At 70.3% G+C, this 14,941-nt stretch carries 15 protein-coding genes; 6 read left to right on the top strand and 9 right to left on the bottom strand.

From position 1 onward, the window contains the following. Nucleotides 1-356: 356 nt before the first annotated feature. Nucleotides 357-1,967: a DHA2 family efflux MFS transporter permease subunit gene (locus AB0J93_RS15085; RefSeq protein ID WP_363922039.1), complete on the bottom strand. Its 1,611-nt coding sequence runs from the start codon at nucleotides 1,965-1,967 to the stop codon at nucleotides 357-359. A 303-nt stretch (nucleotides 1,968-2,270) separates the two neighbouring features. Here AB0J93_RS15085 and AB0J93_RS15080 point away from each other — a divergent pair, with 303 nt between their 5' ends. Further along, complete coding sequence (locus tag AB0J93_RS15080; protein WP_232521518.1) at nucleotides 2,271-2,549, top strand: GYD domain-containing protein; 279 nt, start codon at nucleotides 2,271-2,273, stop codon at nucleotides 2,547-2,549. A gap of 304 nt (nucleotides 2,550-2,853) precedes the next feature. Here AB0J93_RS15080 and AB0J93_RS15075 read toward each other — a convergent pair whose 3' ends face one another. Continuing rightward, nucleotides 2,854-5,220, bottom strand: coding sequence for an acylase (locus AB0J93_RS15075; protein WP_363922037.1), 2,367 nt, complete (start codon nucleotides 5,218-5,220; stop codon nucleotides 2,854-2,856). Between the two features lie 222 nt (nucleotides 5,221-5,442). Continuing rightward, on the bottom strand, nucleotides 5,443-6,597 hold the full coding sequence (locus AB0J93_RS15070; RefSeq protein ID WP_363922035.1) for an epoxide hydrolase family protein: 1,155 nt from the start codon (nucleotides 6,595-6,597) through the stop codon (nucleotides 5,443-5,445). 63 nt (nucleotides 6,598-6,660) lie between these two features. Here AB0J93_RS15070 and AB0J93_RS15065 point away from each other — a divergent pair, with 63 nt between their 5' ends. Next, nucleotides 6,661-7,611 carry a YafY family protein gene (locus AB0J93_RS15065; RefSeq protein ID WP_363922033.1) on the top strand — a complete coding sequence of 317 codons (951 nt, stop codon included), beginning with the start codon at nucleotides 6,661-6,663 and terminating at the stop codon, nucleotides 7,609-7,611. A 92-nt stretch (nucleotides 7,612-7,703) separates the two neighbouring features. On the opposite strand, the gene AB0J93_RS15060 is transcribed toward AB0J93_RS15065, so the two are convergent. Continuing rightward, nucleotides 7,704-8,081, bottom strand: a complete 378-nt coding sequence (locus AB0J93_RS15060; protein WP_363922031.1) for a DUF4267 domain-containing protein — start codon at nucleotides 8,079-8,081, stop codon at nucleotides 7,704-7,706. Between the two features lie 95 nt (nucleotides 8,082-8,176). Between AB0J93_RS15060 and AB0J93_RS15055 the strand changes: the two genes are divergently transcribed. Together AB0J93_RS15055 and AB0J93_RS15050 are read left to right on the top strand one after the other, a co-directional pair. Continuing rightward, nucleotides 8,177-8,764, top strand: a complete 588-nt coding sequence (locus tag AB0J93_RS15055; RefSeq protein WP_363922029.1) for a TetR/AcrR family transcriptional regulator — start codon at nucleotides 8,177-8,179, stop codon at nucleotides 8,762-8,764. Between the two features lie 64 nt (nucleotides 8,765-8,828). Beyond that, nucleotides 8,829-9,809 (top strand): cellulose binding domain-containing protein, encoded by a 981-nt coding sequence (locus tag AB0J93_RS15050; protein ID WP_363922027.1) that lies wholly within the window; start codon nucleotides 8,829-8,831, stop codon nucleotides 9,807-9,809. 57 nt (nucleotides 9,810-9,866) lie between these two features. On the opposite strand, the gene AB0J93_RS15045 is transcribed toward AB0J93_RS15050, so the two are convergent. From AB0J93_RS15045 to AB0J93_RS15025, 5 genes are all read right to left on the bottom strand, one after another. Continuing rightward, nucleotides 9,867-10,313, bottom strand: a complete 447-nt coding sequence (locus tag AB0J93_RS15045) for a nitroreductase family deazaflavin-dependent oxidoreductase (protein ID WP_363922025.1) — start codon at nucleotides 10,311-10,313, stop codon at nucleotides 9,867-9,869. A 186-nt stretch (nucleotides 10,314-10,499) separates the two neighbouring features. Then, complete coding sequence (locus AB0J93_RS15040) at nucleotides 10,500-11,690, bottom strand: FAD-binding oxidoreductase (protein WP_363922023.1); 1,191 nt, start codon at nucleotides 11,688-11,690, stop codon at nucleotides 10,500-10,502. Next, on the bottom strand, nucleotides 11,687-11,941 hold the full coding sequence (locus tag AB0J93_RS15035) for a DivIVA domain-containing protein (RefSeq protein ID WP_363922021.1): 255 nt from the start codon (nucleotides 11,939-11,941) through the stop codon (nucleotides 11,687-11,689). The genes AB0J93_RS15040 and AB0J93_RS15035 overlap by 4 nt, the downstream gene beginning before the upstream one ends. Further along, complete coding sequence (locus AB0J93_RS15030) at nucleotides 11,938-12,192, bottom strand: hypothetical protein (protein WP_164449974.1); 255 nt, start codon at nucleotides 12,190-12,192, stop codon at nucleotides 11,938-11,940. The genes AB0J93_RS15035 and AB0J93_RS15030 overlap by 4 nt, the downstream gene beginning before the upstream one ends. A 488-nt stretch (nucleotides 12,193-12,680) precedes the next feature. After that, the gene (locus tag AB0J93_RS15025; protein WP_363922019.1) at nucleotides 12,681-12,884 is read right to left on the bottom strand and encodes a hypothetical protein; all 204 of its coding nucleotides are present in this window, start codon (nucleotides 12,882-12,884) and stop codon (nucleotides 12,681-12,683) included. Between the two features lie 180 nt (nucleotides 12,885-13,064). Between AB0J93_RS15025 and AB0J93_RS15020 the strand changes: the two genes are divergently transcribed. Both AB0J93_RS15020 and AB0J93_RS15015 read left to right on the top strand, forming a co-directional pair. Continuing rightward, a complete protein-coding gene (locus AB0J93_RS15020; RefSeq protein ID WP_363922017.1) occupies nucleotides 13,065-14,069 on the top strand; it encodes a hypothetical protein in 1,005 nt (334 codons plus the stop codon). Next, nucleotides 14,066-14,641: a GNAT family N-acetyltransferase gene (locus AB0J93_RS15015; protein WP_363922015.1), complete on the top strand. Its 576-nt coding sequence runs from the start codon at nucleotides 14,066-14,068 to the stop codon at nucleotides 14,639-14,641. The genes AB0J93_RS15020 and AB0J93_RS15015 overlap by 4 nt, the downstream gene beginning before the upstream one ends. Nucleotides 14,642-14,941: the final 300 nt, after the last annotated feature.

The raw sequence follows: 14,941 nt of genomic DNA, 5'->3' as shown, positions 1-14,941 counted from the left end.
CGAGATGCGGCATGTCGCGGTATCCGGCGGTAGTGATGCCGCAACATGCCGCAGGTGGTGGCGACGGTCAGCGGCGGGGCCGAGACGCGAGGGAGCGGAACAGGGCAATCGCCAGCGGATGGCGCACCGCCGGGGCCACCCTGGATCGGTCACGCCGAGGCGGAACGGGCCGAAGGACGGAGCCGGCCGGCGACACCGAGACCGGCGGAGCAAGAACCCGAGCAGGGCGACGCCGAGGCCGAGCGGACCCTAGTAGGCGAGCGGACCCTAGTAGGCGAGCGGACCCTAGTAGGCGAGCGGACCCTAGTAGGCGAGCGGACCCTAGTGGGCCGGCGGCGCCGAGACGGGCGGAGCGGTCAGTGGACGATTACCGGGGTCTTCGGCTGGTCGCCCGGCTGCTCTCCGGGCTGGTCGTCGAGCAGGTGGGACCGTTCCCGCCGCCTGGGCAGGAACGCGGCCGGGATGAACGTCGCCGCCACCAGGGCGAACGCCACCCAGAAGGTGGTGGCGAAGGAGTTGGCGGCGAAGTCCAGCCCACGCTCGATGAGTGACGGGTCGGGAACCTGCTGCGCCAGCTCCGGCCGCTGCTGGGCGGCGATCGCCAGGCCGGCCTCGGTGACCGGGTTGCCGTTCTCGTCGGTGAGGCCGGGGATCTGCCGGGAGCCGTTGAGCTCGTTGGTGAGGATCACCGACATCACCGCGGCACCGACGGAACCGCCGATCTGCTGAAGGATGTTCACAAGCGTGGAACCTCGGGCCACCTCGTGCCCGGTCAGCGTCTTGAGCGCCGACGTCATGATCGGCATCATCGTGCCGCCCATGCCCAGGCCCATCACGAACAGCGAGCCGCAGAGCAGCACGTAGGAGGTGTCTGCGTCGAGTTGGGTGAAGGTGAAGAACCCGGCGAGGATGAGCAGCAGCGCGAACGGCACCGTCCGCCCGACCGGCACCTTGTCGGCGAGCATGCCGGCGATCGGCATGGTGACCATGGCACCGATGCCCTGTGGGGCCATCAGCAGGCCGGCGTGCAGCGTCGACTCACCGCGTACCTGGAGGAAGTAGCTCGGGAACAGCAGGCCGGCACCCATGAAGGCGATGATGAAGACGAACATGGTCAACGCCGCGATGGTCAGCCTGCGGTTACGGAACAGCCGCAGGTCGAGCAACGGGTGCTGGGGCTTGAACGAGTAGAGGACGAACGCCACCACCAGTACGGCACCGATCAGCATCGGCCCCCACACCTCGGAGTCGGCGAAGGTGCCGGCCTCGGGCAGCGTGGAAACGCCGTACAGGAACAAAGCGAGACCCGGCGAGAGCATCAGCATGCCGAGGAAGTCGAAGGACTCGGAGGGCTGTGGGCTGTCCTTCGGCAGGGCCAACTGGGCGTAGACCAGCGCGACGACGCCGATCGGCAGGTTGATCAGGAAGATCCAGTGCCAGCTCGCGACGTCGATCAGCCAGCCACCCAGGATCGGGCCGCCGATCGGGCCGAGCAGCATCGGGATGCCGAGCACGGCCATCAGCCGGCCGATCCGGTTCGGCCCGGCCGCCCGCGTCATGATCGCCATGCCGATCGGCATGAGCATGCCGCCGCCGAGACCCTGCAACACCCGGTACGTGATCAACTCGCCGATCGTGTCGGCGGTGGCGCACAGGCCGGAGCCGATGGTGAACAGTGCCAGGGCCATCATGTAGAGGCGTTTGGTGCCGAACCGGTCGGCGGCCCAGCCGCTGAGCGGGATGACCGTGGCCAGGGCGAGCGTGTAGCCGGTCATCGTCCAGGCGACCCGGGCGTACGAGGCGTCGAACTCGCTCTGGAACGTCGGCAGGGCGACGCTTACCACCGTCACGTCGAGGATCGACATGAGCGCACCGAGCACGACGACGCCGGCCACCTTGAGCACCGCGGCGTCGAGCTTGTCCGAGGTCGGGACAGGCTGCGGTGCCGCGACGGATTGCTGTGTCACGAGGTCTCCTGTTGTCGGAACTGTCCGAAGGACGAGCGGTGGTGGCCGACGTGGCGCCCATTGGCCGGCGCGACGGCGGTGGTGAAGCCCGCACGGCACAGTAGCCCCCGCCAACGACACTTCGCCGCCCGTTTAGCGACCAGCAGAGCTTTCTGTGAGCACGGCCACGGCGACTCTGCGGTGTGCGGGCGTGACCGGGCGCGGAACGGGTACGCGCGGCACACGGTCAGGACCGGGCAGAGGCGAGAAGGTGGTGCCAGCGTGGCAAAGTTCCTGGTCACGGCGACCTACACGATCCCGGGAATGGCCGGGCTGGCCAAGGACGGCGGGACGGCGCGGGCCGAGGTGATCGAGGCCTTGATCGAGAACGCCGGCGGGCAAGTGGAGGCGGTGTACTACGCGTTCGGCCAGTTCGACCTGTACGTGCTCTGCGAGGTGCCGGACAACGTGACCGCCGCCGCACTCGGCATCGCCGTGCGGGCAGCGGGCGGCGTCGACGCCCGCATCGTGCCGCTGCTGACCACGGCGGAGATCGACGCCGCCGTCCGGCTGCCCGTCACCTATCAGCCGCCAACTCCGTGACAAGGGGGTCGGGTCGGTAGGCGGCAGCTCGCCGCCCAGCCCATTTCGAGTCGCTGGCCCACCCGAACGCCAACGAACGCCCGACCTGCCAGGCAGGACGCGAGCGCCACCCGACACGAGATGCGGCATCTCGCGGCTACCCACGAGCCGGAAAGCCCAACATCCCGCAACGCGGACCCCACAGCCCGACCCGCCGCGCCAAGCCGTCAGGCCGCACCCAGCACACCGCCAGGCCCAGCGGCAAGGGCTGGCCGTGGCGGCGTGCTGGGTGCGGAGCCACACCCGGCCGGGTCGGAGTCGTCGATCAGCGGCGGCGCTCTCCTACCCGGTAGGTGACCAGGTTCGGGTCGGCCCGCAGCTGCTTCTGGGTGAACTTGATGGTGTCCCACCGCTTGGCCGAGTACAGCCGGGTCTGGTCGGCGTACCAGGGCGAGTTCGGGTTGGCCGACTGCGAGTAGGTGAGCAGTTGCCGGCCCGACGGCCCGTCGCGGCCCAGCTCCACGGCCATCAGGTACGACGTGCCGTGCCGTACCTTCGGGTAGCCGACGCCGGGCTGCACCTGGTTGATGATCATGTTGAAGACGCCGGCGTCCGGCCAGCCGCCGTGGATGGGGATGCGTTCGGCGCCGCGTGGTTCGGTCTGGATGTCGCCGAGGCGGGCGTCCAGCGGGATGCCGCTGAGCAGTTGGACGGCGTCGGCGAGCGCCGTGCGCACCTTCGGGTCGTCGACCGCGAGCCGGTTCGGCGTGGTCAGCGGGGCGTCCGGGTCGAACGGGTCGGCGAAACGCAGGCCGCCGGCCCGGGCGAACTCGGTGAACACGTGCGAGCCCCGGCTGCCCAGGTCGACCCGGAGGTCCCAGCGGCGTAACGCGGCGCAGGCGGCCGTCAGGTCGACGGTGGTGCCGTCCGAGGCGGTGGCCGTCGGCTGAGCTTCGCAGAGCCGCACCAGGTCGTCGCGGACCAGTTCGCCGCCGTACGCCCGGTTGCCGAGCGTCACGTCCCACAGCCTGCCGGCGGTGAACCCCCGGCCGGGCAGGCCGTCGGTGCCGGCGAGGCGCTGCCGCACCTGGTGGACGCCGAGCCGGGTCCGCAGGCTGCGGGCGGTCCGCTCGTCGCCGACGATGCGCGGGTACCCGACGAGTGGGCGAGCCGGGTTGGCCAACCAGTAGCTGTCGTTGGAGTTGGTCACGTAGTCGTCGCGGACCAGCGTGGGCAGGTTCGCCGGCCCGAGGATGCCGGGCACCGCCGCGTCCCGGTCCCGGCCCAGCTCACACGATGACCGTGAGCCGTCGAGGACGGCCTGGCCACTTGTCGCGTACAAACTCTGGAAGGAAGCTGGAATGCACGCGGCCGCGAGGGAGTCGGTGACCCGGGGCACGACGGAGTGGTCGGCGTAGAGGGCCCGCCCGTCCCGGTCGGCGGCGATGACGTTGACCCAGGGCAGGAACTGCCGCCGGTCCAGCACCGACCACAGCTCACCCACCGACTTCGCCCGGCCCATGGCGAGCCAGCCGTCAAGCGCACGGTTGTTCGTGGCGTTGACGTCGGTGATCGCGTACGCCGTGTCGGTGGTCCAGTCGAAGCGGCCCGGCACCACGACGACCGGGCCGAAGTGGGTGTCGTAGAGGGTACGGCTGACCGGGCCTTCGGGAGTCTGGACGGTGACCGTGCGGGCGGTCATCTTCCGGGTCCGGCCGTCGTAGCGGTAGCTCGTCGGGTCGCCGGGCACCAGCGTGAGCCGGTGCCAGACGAAGCGGCGGGCGGTGGAGACGGTGTGCGACCAGGCGACCTTGCCGTTGTGCCCGATCTCGATGAGCGGGTCACCGATCAGGGCCGCGCCCTCCACGTCGTACCGGCCGGGCACCTTCAGCCGCATCCGGTAGAAGCGGTCCGCGCCGTCCCACGGGAAGTGCGGGTTCGCCAGCAGCATGCCGGCGCCACTGACGGTGGCGTCGCGCCCCAGACCGTACGCGTTGCTACCCATCCCGGCCGGTGCGCCGTCACCGGCGTCGACCACGGCCGCCGCCCCGGGTGCGGGCAGCGTCCCGGTGAGTTCCCCGGGACGGACCGGCGTCGACATGGCGGCGGGCGGCGCGGCGGCCACGATGCCGTCGGCGACCGCGGCGGAGCCGGCCAGGACCATGCTCGTCCAGTGGACCCGCCACATGTCCAGCTCGCTGATTGGGCGCACCCACTCCTTGCCGACACAGGCCGGATCGGTGAGATTCGCCGCACCGGTGCGGCGCAGGTAGGCGTTGTAGCCGGCGACGAAGCCGCGTGTCAGGTCGCGTACCTCGGTCGACGGTGCGTGCAGGCCGTCGCGCGGGCCGATGAGCAACCGCTCGGCGGACCGGTCGTCGATGGCCTTCCGCTGGAACAGGTCGCTGCCGACGTTCCCGGTGTCCGCACCGAACCAGCGGGACCGCTCGGCGTTGACGGTCACCATCTGCTCGGCGATCAGGCAGATGTTGTCCTCGGCCTGGGCGTAGCCGACGCCGTAGCCGAGGTTGGCGAAGTCGCGGGCGGTGATGTGCGGTACGCCGTACGAGGCCCGTTGGATCAGGGCCGAGTAGCCGCCGCCGTGCGCGACGGCGGTCTCGCCGGTGACGGCGAGGCCGGTGGCGACCAGGACGGTGGCGGTGGCCGTGGCGACGAGTGAGCGTGGCTTCATCGGGCGGCTCGCTGGTGGTGGCACATTGGAACGTCCTCCCCCGAGGTGTGTCTGTCCAGGCCCGACCGACGCTAGTGGTGAAAGTTACTCAGGTCACTCCCTGGTCGCCCCGGGATCGCGTCGGGGTTCACCCGCAGGGGCTCCGATCGGTTCAGCCATCCGCCGGACGGCTGCTCCGGGGCGGCTCCGACCGCCCGATCGGGGAGGCCGGAGCCGCCGAGGTCACCCGCGCAGGTCCCGGAAGAAGGTCCGCAGGTCGTCGGTGAGCAGCTCAGGTTCCTCCAGGGCGGCGAAGTGGCCGCCCCGGTCGACGTCCACCCAGCGGGTGATGGTGTTCTCGGTCTCGGCGTAGCGGCGGATGCCGACGTCGTGGGCGAAAACGATCACTGCCGTGGGTACGCCCGAGTTCTCCTTTCGGGCTCCCCAGGCGGACTCTTGGGCGTAGCCCACGTAGCCGGCCGAGCCGGCGGTACCGGTCAGCCAGTAGATCATCGCGTTGGTGAGCAGCCGGTCCCGGTCGATGATCTTCTCGGGCAGGGTCTCGCGCGGGTGGGTCCATTCGCGGAACTTGTCCATCAGCCAGGCGAGCTGGCCCACCGGGGAGTCGGTCAGCCCGTACGCCAGGGTCTGCGGCCGGGTGGACTGGATCGCGACGTAGCCGAACTCCTCCCGCATGAACGCCTCGATCCGGCGGACCCGGTCACGCTCCAGCTCGGACAGGGTGGACAGCTCCTCATCGGACAACGGGAACGGCGGCAGTCCGGGCGTGCCGTTGACGTGTACACCTGCCACCCGCTCCGGTGCGATCCGGCCCAGTTGCGGGCTGACCGCCGCTCCCATGTCCCCGCCGTGCGCGCCGTACCGGTGGTAGCCGAGCCGGCGCATCAGCTCCGCCCAGGCGCGGGCGATCCGGTCGGTGTCCCAGCCGGCGTCGGCGACCGGCCCGGAGAACCCGAAGCCGGGCAGGGACGGGATCACCAGGTGGAAGGCGTCGTTCCGGTCGCCGCCGTGTGCGGCCGGGTCGGTCAGCGGCCCGATCAGGTCGAGAAACTCGACCACCGAGCCGGGCCAGCCGTGGGTGAGCACCAGCGGGAGCGCGTCCGGCTCCGGCGAGCGGACGTGCAGGAAGTGGATCCGCTGCCCGTCGATCACGGTGGTGAACTGCGGGTACGCGTTGAGCTGCGCTTCGGCGGTCCGCCAGTCGTAGCCCGTACGCCAGTGCTCGGCCAGCTCCCGTAGCCAGCCGGTCGGCACGCCGGTGTCCCAGCCGTCGCCGGGCAGCGGCGCTGGCCAGATGGTGCGCTCCAGCCGCTCCCGCAGGTCGTCGAGGCGGGCCTGGTCGATGTCGATCCGGAACGGGGTGATCTCTTCGCTCATGACCACCACGCTAGGAACCAGTTAGGACAGGTTCCGCCCTAGCTTGCTGGCAGACTTCCAGGAATGTTGGAAACCTCGGCGCGGCTGCTGCGCCTGCTCTCCCTGCTGCAGACGCCCCGCGACTGGACCGGGACGGGCCTAGCCGAGCGCCTCGACGTGGACGTGCGCACCGTCCGTAGAGACATCCAGAAGCTGCGCGATCTCGGCTACCCGGTGCACGCCACTCCCGGCGCGGCCGGCTACCGGCTCGGCGCCGGATCGAAGCTGCCGCCGCTGCTGCTGGACGACGACGAGGCCGTCGCGGTGGCCGTCGGGCTGCGGACCGCGGTACGGGGCGCGGTCACCGGTATCGAGGACAGTTCCCTGCGGGCGCTCGCCAAGCTCGACCAGGTTCTCCCGTCCCGCGTCCGGCACCGCGTCGACCTGCTCCGCTCGGTCACCGTCACGGCCCCCGACCGCGGCCCGACCGTCGACCCGGACGTGCTGACCACGATCGCCGCCGCCTGCCGCGACCACCAGCGGCTCCGTTTCGACTATCAGCGCCACGACGGCAGCGCCGCGCTGCGTGAGACCGAGCCGCACCGGCTTGTCCACACCGGACGCCGCTGGTACCTGGTCGGCTGGGACCTCGACCGCCGTGACTGGCGCACCTACCGCGCCGACCGGATCCAGCCCCGGATCCCGGGCGGCCCCCGGTTCACCCCGCGCACCCCACCCGACGTCGACCTCGCCGGCTACCTGTCCCGGGGCGTGTCCGCCGCGCCCTACCGTCACCAGGCGCGGATCACGCTCTACGCCCCAGCCGAGGCCGTCACCGATCGCATCCCACCGACCATCGGTGTCGTGGAGGCCGTCGACGGGGAAAGCTGTGTGCTGTACACCGGATCGAACTCGCTGGACGAGCTGGTGCTGTATGTGGCGCTGATCGGGTTCCGGTTCCGGATCCACGAGCCGGCGGAGCTGATCGCGCACGTCCGCGACCTGGGTGCCCGCCTGGCCGACGCCGTCTCCTGAGGGACACGGCGGCACGAACGCCGCGCCCGGCCGGACAATCGGCTCCGACCCGGCCGCCGCAATCGCGGCCGGCCGGCAACGAGGGCGAGCGGTTACGCGATGAGCAGGAGCACGCTGATCGCCAGCATCACCACTGCGGTAGCGCCGTGGATGCCGTAGACGGCCGACTTGGGCCCACCGCTGCGCAGCACGATAAGCGCGTCGCCGATGGGGATGAGGGTGGCGGCCAGCATGAGCCCGCCCAGTAGTTGGGTTGTCCCGCCGACCACCACGATGAGGATGAAGAGCCCGGCGGCGATGTCCCGCACGGCCTTGACGGACAGCCAGGCGTGGAAAGCCCGGTCCTCGGTCGGGGTGTCCGGGATGCCGAAGCCGACCGCGGCCTGCGGTGCCCAGAAGGCGCGGCCGCCCATGACGATGACGGCCACACCGACCAGTCCGGCGAGCACGGTGGCGACGTTGCTGAGCATGGATTGTTCCCCTCGCTTGTTTCCTAGCGGCGCTAGATTCTGTAGCGACGATACGTTGTCGTCGACAGTATGTCTAGCACTGCTAGGCTGAGGCCATGTCCGCCATCTCCGAACGCCGCGAACGCGAACGCGCCCAGCGCCACCAGCTGATCATCACGGCCGCCCGCGAACTCGCCGAGGCCGAAGGGTGGGAGGCAGTGACTACGCGGCGACTGGCCGAGCGCGTCGAGTACAGCCAGCCGGTGCTCTACAGCCACTTCCACGGCAAGGACGACATCATGCGGGCCGTCGCCATCGAAGGCTTCGGCGAACTCGCGGCCCGCCTGCGCCGTGCCCGGCTCACCGACCCCGCGTCGCCTGCGGCACTGCACGCCGTCTGCCGCGCCTACCTGGAGTTCGCAACCGAGCAACCGGCCCTCTACCAGGCCATGTTCATGCTGCCGACCGACGTGAAGTTCGCGCACGCCGAGACGCCGCCGCCATTGCGCGCCGCTTTCGACGAGTTCGTGAGCTGCTTCCAGCCGGACAATCAGCGACGCGAACTGTTCGCCGAAGTCACCTGGAGCGCGCTGCACGGCATAGCCGCCCTGACCGAGAGCGGGCGCATCCCCCCGAACGGCCAGGCCGAGCGGCTCGACTTCCTCGTCGCCCAGATCACCGCGACGCCAAGGCCAGGGGTCTGAGCCGAGCGGGACTGCGACCCATGGCCATTGATATTCATGCATGCCACTCTCTAGCATGCGCACTATGCGTGCTCGTTGGGTCACCCTGGTCGCCATCCTCGGCATCGTGCTCGGGCTCTCCGGCACCGCCGTCGCCCAGGCAGCCGACGATCCGGTCCTGACCACTCCCGGCGCACCGGTGGTGGTGGCGAACGAGCCGCACCTGCTCACCCTGACCTGGGCGCCGTCGACCTGGATCGGCGAGCCGGGCGCGACGCCGATCCGGCACGAGGTGCGGGCGTGGATCGGCCCCAACGTGTACCGCAGCCTCGGCACCACCACCGGCACCGAGCTCACGCTCACCGACCTCGCACCGGGCACCGAATACCGGCTCACCGTGTGGGCGTACACCGACGCCGGGTACTCGCTCGACTCGCCCGTGAACCCGGTCCGCACCGCGTACGGGAAGGCGCGGGTCAGCTACCGGAACCTGAGCTGGTCAGCGACGGACAACCAGATCCAGCACGTCCTCCAGGTCGTCAACACGGGCACCGCCCCGCTCGACCTGGCGGACGTGCGGGTGCGTTACCACCTGACGTTCGAGGGTGGGAACACCTCGCTGACCACCAACTGCGACTGGGCGGCGATCGGCTGCGCCAACGTGCAACGCCACATCCAGTTCTTCCCACCACCCCTGCCGCCGGGCCCGCCGGGCACACCGGTCTCGCCACCGCCGGCTGCGCCATCGCCGCCCGCCTCGGGATCGCCATTGTTCCCCGCGACGACTACGTCGCCGCTGCCGCCGACTCCGACGCCCACCCCGACGGTCTTCCCGCCGCCCGGCACCCCGATCCCCGGCTGGATCGAGCTGACCTTCACCGGCAGGGAACTGGCCCCCGGCGAGTCGACAGGCCCCATCTACCTCCGTCACCATCGCCCGAACTGGTCCGCGATCGACGAACGCGACGACCCCAGCTGGCAGCAGGCCACCGGCGAGTGGGCCGACAACAGCCGGGTCACCCTCGACGTGGACGACATCCGCGAGTACGGCGACACCTACGCCTGAGCCACAAGGGTGGCTCGCCAGCCGAGGCAGGCAAGATCGGCGCGTTGAGGGGCAGGCTCAGGATTTCGCTGGAACCGGTTCGAGGACGAAGACGGGGATCTGGCGGTCGGTCTTGCGCTGGTAGTCGGCATAGTCCGGGTACGCCTCGACTGCCCGGCGCCACCAGACGGCCTTCTCGTCGCCGAACACCTCACGGGCCCGGTACTCCCCGGTCTTGGTCCCGTCCTGAAGCTCGATCACCGGATCGGCGACCAGGGCGGCGTACCACTGCGGGTTTCTGGGCGCGCCACCCATCGATGCGACGGCCGCATAGTGTCCGTCGTGCTCGACCCGCATCACCGGCGTCTTGCGGAGCTTGCCGGTCTTGGCGCCCCGGTAGGTCATCAGCACGATGGGCCGGCCGGCGATCGTGACGCCGTCGGTCGTGCCGTTACGCACGATCTGCTCGACCTGCCCGCGGACCCACTCCAGCGCGCTCGGCTCGTAATCACCCGTCAATCCCATGCTCCCAACGTACGCGACCTCTATGGACGCCGCCCCACGCAACCGCCGACCGTCAAGGCTGATCGCGTCGGCGAGGTGATCCCGCGTCGATCTTGCAGTTTCTGTCGGGACAAACACCCAGATCACGGTTATTTCGACGACCAAAAGCGCAAGATCGACGCGCAGAGGGGCTGGCGAGGGTGGGCTTCAGGGGATTTTGGGGAGGTGGAGGTGGTTGGCGGGTATTTCGGTGGTGGGGAGGCGGTGGCGGGCGATAGTGAGCATCGCGGGTGGGCCGCAGACGTAGACGTGCTGGTTGGGGCGGTAGTGGTCGAGGGCGAGGGTCAGCGCGTCGCCCTGTTCGGCGGGAGCGGCGAATGGGTCGTGGGACAACGCGGGGACGACTGTCAGCCAGGGGTGGGCCTGGTCGAGCTTGTCCAGGGTGATCGCGTCGTAGAGGTCGGCGATGGTGCGTGCGCCGACGATCAGGGTCACCCGACGACCGGCCGGCGCGGTGGCGACCTGCTCGACCAGGGCGCGCAGCGGGGCCAGCCCGGTACCGCCGGCTACCAGCAACAGGTCCCGACCACCGGCCAGCGCCGCCCTGGCGAGCCCTCCCCCAGCCGGCCTTGCGGCGGCGGACCATTCGTCGGCCGCTCCTGCCCCAGCCGGCCCGGCATCGGCCCGCCCGTTCCCAGCCCGGACAGACTGTCGAGAAATGGTCGGCTCCGGGGCGGTGGGCAGGCTCAGGCCGATGTCGACGGGTGGGCCGAGGTGGAGCAGATCGTTGGGGCGTACCTCGTGGACGAGGCTGTGGGAGACGGTGCCGGCGGGGACGGCGCGGACGTGCAGCTCGACGGTGCCGTCGGGGCGCGGGGCGTTGGCCGGGCAGTACCAGCGCCATCGGCCGGGGTGCTGCGGCACGCAGACCGGCACCGCCTGACCGGGCCGGAACGGCAGCCGCCGCCACGGGCGTACCGTCAGGATGGCGATGCCCTCGGCGGCCAGGTCGCGGCCGACCACCTCGGCGGGCCAGAACGCCGGCCCGTCGCCCATCCGCCCGGCGGCGCGTTCGATCAGCGCCCACGCCCGCCGCCAGCGTCGCTCCCAGCCGACCTGTGGCGGGCACAGTCGCGGTGCCACCGGGGCCAGCGCGGCACCGATAAGCGGGCCGTGTTCGGGTCGCAGCCGGTACCGGCGGTGGACCCGACCGAGCACCGCCAGCAGCGCCAACCGCCCGGCCCGATCACCGCCGCCGCCGACCAGCCGGGCCAGCGCGGCGACGACGAGCGCCGTCGCCCGTTCCGGCAACAGCCCCGGGCTGTACGCCTCCAGACCTGCCCGGAAGCTCGCGGCAACCTCGCCGATCACTGCGTCGTCGCCAGCCGCCCCGGTCACCTGCGCTCCCCCGCCGCATGTCCGTGGGGTCGACAGTCGGCGTGCCGGGACTGCCACTGCCGCAACGCCTGCCGGATCCGCTCCGACTCGGTGTTCGCCGTCGTCAACTCCCGGTGCAGCCGGGCGAGTTCGTCGGCGACCCGGTCGAGATAGTCGTACACCTGGTGCGGGTCGAGACCCCGCCAGCGCCTGTCGAATTCGGCGGCACGAACGTGGTGTGGGTGCAGGCGCTCCCCGGACAGGTACATCATCGCCGCGGTGCCTCCTGCTCGGCGATGAGCGCCTGCACCTGCCGATCGCTGAGGCCGCGCCGGTCCAGCACCCGCCGCCCCCACCGATGCAGCCGGCACGGATGCGGCGCGCGGTCGTTCCGGCAGCGCGGCCCCTCGGGCCACTGCTCCGCAGCGTGTACGGTCACCGCCCGCACCGCGAAACCGACATCCTCGGCGGTCACGTACGGCGGCATCGGCAGCTCGCCGAGCACCTCGTCGATCGAATCCATGTCCCTCCCCTGCTGTGTGGTGTGGCACCGAGGCGGGCGGGGACGGCGCACCGTCGGGGGTCGGCACCGCCGGAGCCCAGCACCCGCCCCGGGCCATGTCCTGCAGAGTTGTGGATCAGCAGGGCGGGCCGTATGACGTGGGCGAAGTAGCCGACATGCACACTTCGCATCTGGTTGCTCCACCGAGCAGTGACGTCTCACTGATGGCCATCTCGCTGACGGACGCTGCTGCGGCACTCCGGCGGCCTCGGCCTTCAGATGATCGATATACGTAGCGCGCATATCGCAGTCCGTCCTGACCGGTTGAATAGATAGGCTCAACTGAGCGCAATCGACACAGCCGACCGCGAACAGCGAGGTCGCCGGTGAGACATGCGAAATGCCCTCGATGTGGCAGCCGCCTGGCGCGGGACAACGACAGTGGACGCTGCGCACCCTGTCACGCGGCCGAACGCGACAGGCTGAGCGTGCCGCCGCCGGTACCGTCGTCATTCTGGGAGCACGAGCCGGTACGTGACGCGCTGGCGCAACGACATCTCGGGCGGGTGATCCGGGCGTACCGGCATCACCCGTACCACGGTCGGAACCCGCTGCCGCAGGTCGCCGTAGCGGACTGGTTGGGCATCACCCAGGCGCAGCTCAGCCGGATCGAGAACGGCCCGCCCGTGGTGCACCTTGACCGTCTGACACATTGGGCACAGCTGCTACGCCTACCGGCGAAACTTTTATGGTTCGCTCTACCCACGACGCCGCAGACCGGGGTCGCCGCAGAGCCTCCATCGGTCACGGCGGGGCAGCCATTTCCCGGACCGGTCGTCGGGTCTCGGCCGAACGAGCTAAACCATCTCGTCGATGCAGCACCGACTGAGGAGGTGGTCACCACGGACCGCCGGCAGTTCAGCACGCTGGCCGCTCTGGCCGGTCTGGCATCTGCGGCACACCTGGAGTTGTTGGCGGAGCTCGACCCGCCTTCCACGATCGGAATGGAACAGGTTCGCGTTGCCTGCACCCTCGTCAACGAACTACGCCAGGCCGACGCAGCCGTAGGCGCCAACGAGCTCTGCGCCGTCGCCGTACAGGTGCACTCCCGCCTGTTGAACTGGGCCGCCAAGGCCCGGTACAGCCGGGAGGTGGGAGATGCGTTGCAAAGCGCGCTCGCCGATATCGCGGTCGAGGCCGCTTGGTTGGCGATCGACTCGGAGCGACGAGCCACCGCCCGCCCATATCTCAACGAGGCGATCACCCGAGCACGGATCGCCGACGACCCGCAGGTCGAGGTTCGCGCGCTGACCCACCTCGCGTTGCTCATGCGCGAGGCACAGCCGATCGAGTCTCTGCACTGTGCCGAGGCGGCGCTACGGGCGTCCGCCGGCTGGGCCACCCCTCGTCTGCGGAGCCTCCTGCATCTCCGGCGGGCGCACACGTTCGCTGTGCTGAATGATGCGAGTGGCTACGAGCGGGCCATGGCCAAGGCCCGCCACGAGTTGGACCGCGGCCCGCACGACGACGACCAGGGTTTCGTGCACTTCGTCAACAACCAGGAGGTCCAGGGCATTCGCGGGCTCTCCTACCTGTGCCTCGGCCAGTCAGGGCGCGCAGCGGACGCCTTTCGAGCGGTCACCATGAATCCATCCCCGGCACACCGGCGCAACCAGATCCTGTACTCCGTCCACCTGATCGAGGCGACCCGGCAGCAGGGCGACGTCAACCAGGCGGCCCGGATGGCGCTGGACGCCTTGCCCGCCGTGAGCCGGCTGCGTTCCCAGCGGGTGGCGAGACACCTGGCCGGAGTGAGGGCGAACCTCGGCCGGCTGGAGCGTCCGACCGCTGCCGTCCGACAGTTCACACACGCTTACGACCAGCAGGTGACACGATGATCGCCAACCTCGTACTGCAGACCTACGCCGCCGATGAGGCCGAAAAGCTCGTCGACGAACTCGTGGGCCTCTATCTTGAGGTGCACGCCGACGAGGGTGAGTTCTACAGCGAGGACCGCTACCGTCGCCAGCTCGGCGCACACCGGGAACGCATCGGGTGGCGGCTCGTCACCGCCGTTGTCGACGGGGAGATGGTCGGCTACATCTACGGCTTCCCGCTTCCGCCGCAGACTCGATGGTGGGAGGGCTTGAGGGGTGACGTGCCCGCCGGGTTCACCGACGAGGACGGCCGGCGGACCTTCGCGATCAGCGAACTGCTCGTACGGGCCAACTGGCGACGCCGAGGTGTGGCGCAAGCACTGCATGACCAGCTACTGAGCGGCCGTACCGAGCAGCGCGCCACCCTGCTCGTCCGTCCCGACAACGCGATCGCCCGGCGCGCCTACGACTCGTGGAACTGGACGCAGCAGGCTCGACTGCGGCCGAGCTGGGAGAACGCGCCGGAGTTCCTGGTCCTGACGACAGACTTGCCCCACCCGACGGCCTCGTCGGCGGCCCGGGCCTGCGAATGACCGGAGGTCGGATTCTCGCCCTTGTCGTCTGCGCCGCACCTTCCGTACTGCGAATCGGTGAGCTGATCGATTTGCTGCAACAGGACGGCTAAACGGTCTGCCTCACCGCCACGCCGACCGCCGCGACGTGGATCGACCGAGAGGCCCTGGCATAGCAGACCAGGTATCCCGCCCGGGTCAATTGGCGGAAGCCCGGTGAGCCCGAGCCACATCCGCCGGCCACCACCATCGCCGTCGTGCCCGCCACCGCCTTCAAGCCATCGCCACCGCAAGCACGACGAGCGCCGCACGTCGTGGCTG

The sequence above is a fragment of the Micromonospora sp. NPDC049374 genome, from assembly GCF_040677165.1.
GTDB lineage: Bacteria > Actinomycetota > Actinomycetes > Mycobacteriales > Micromonosporaceae > Micromonospora.
This window is presented reverse-complemented; position numbering and strand designations above follow the sequence as displayed.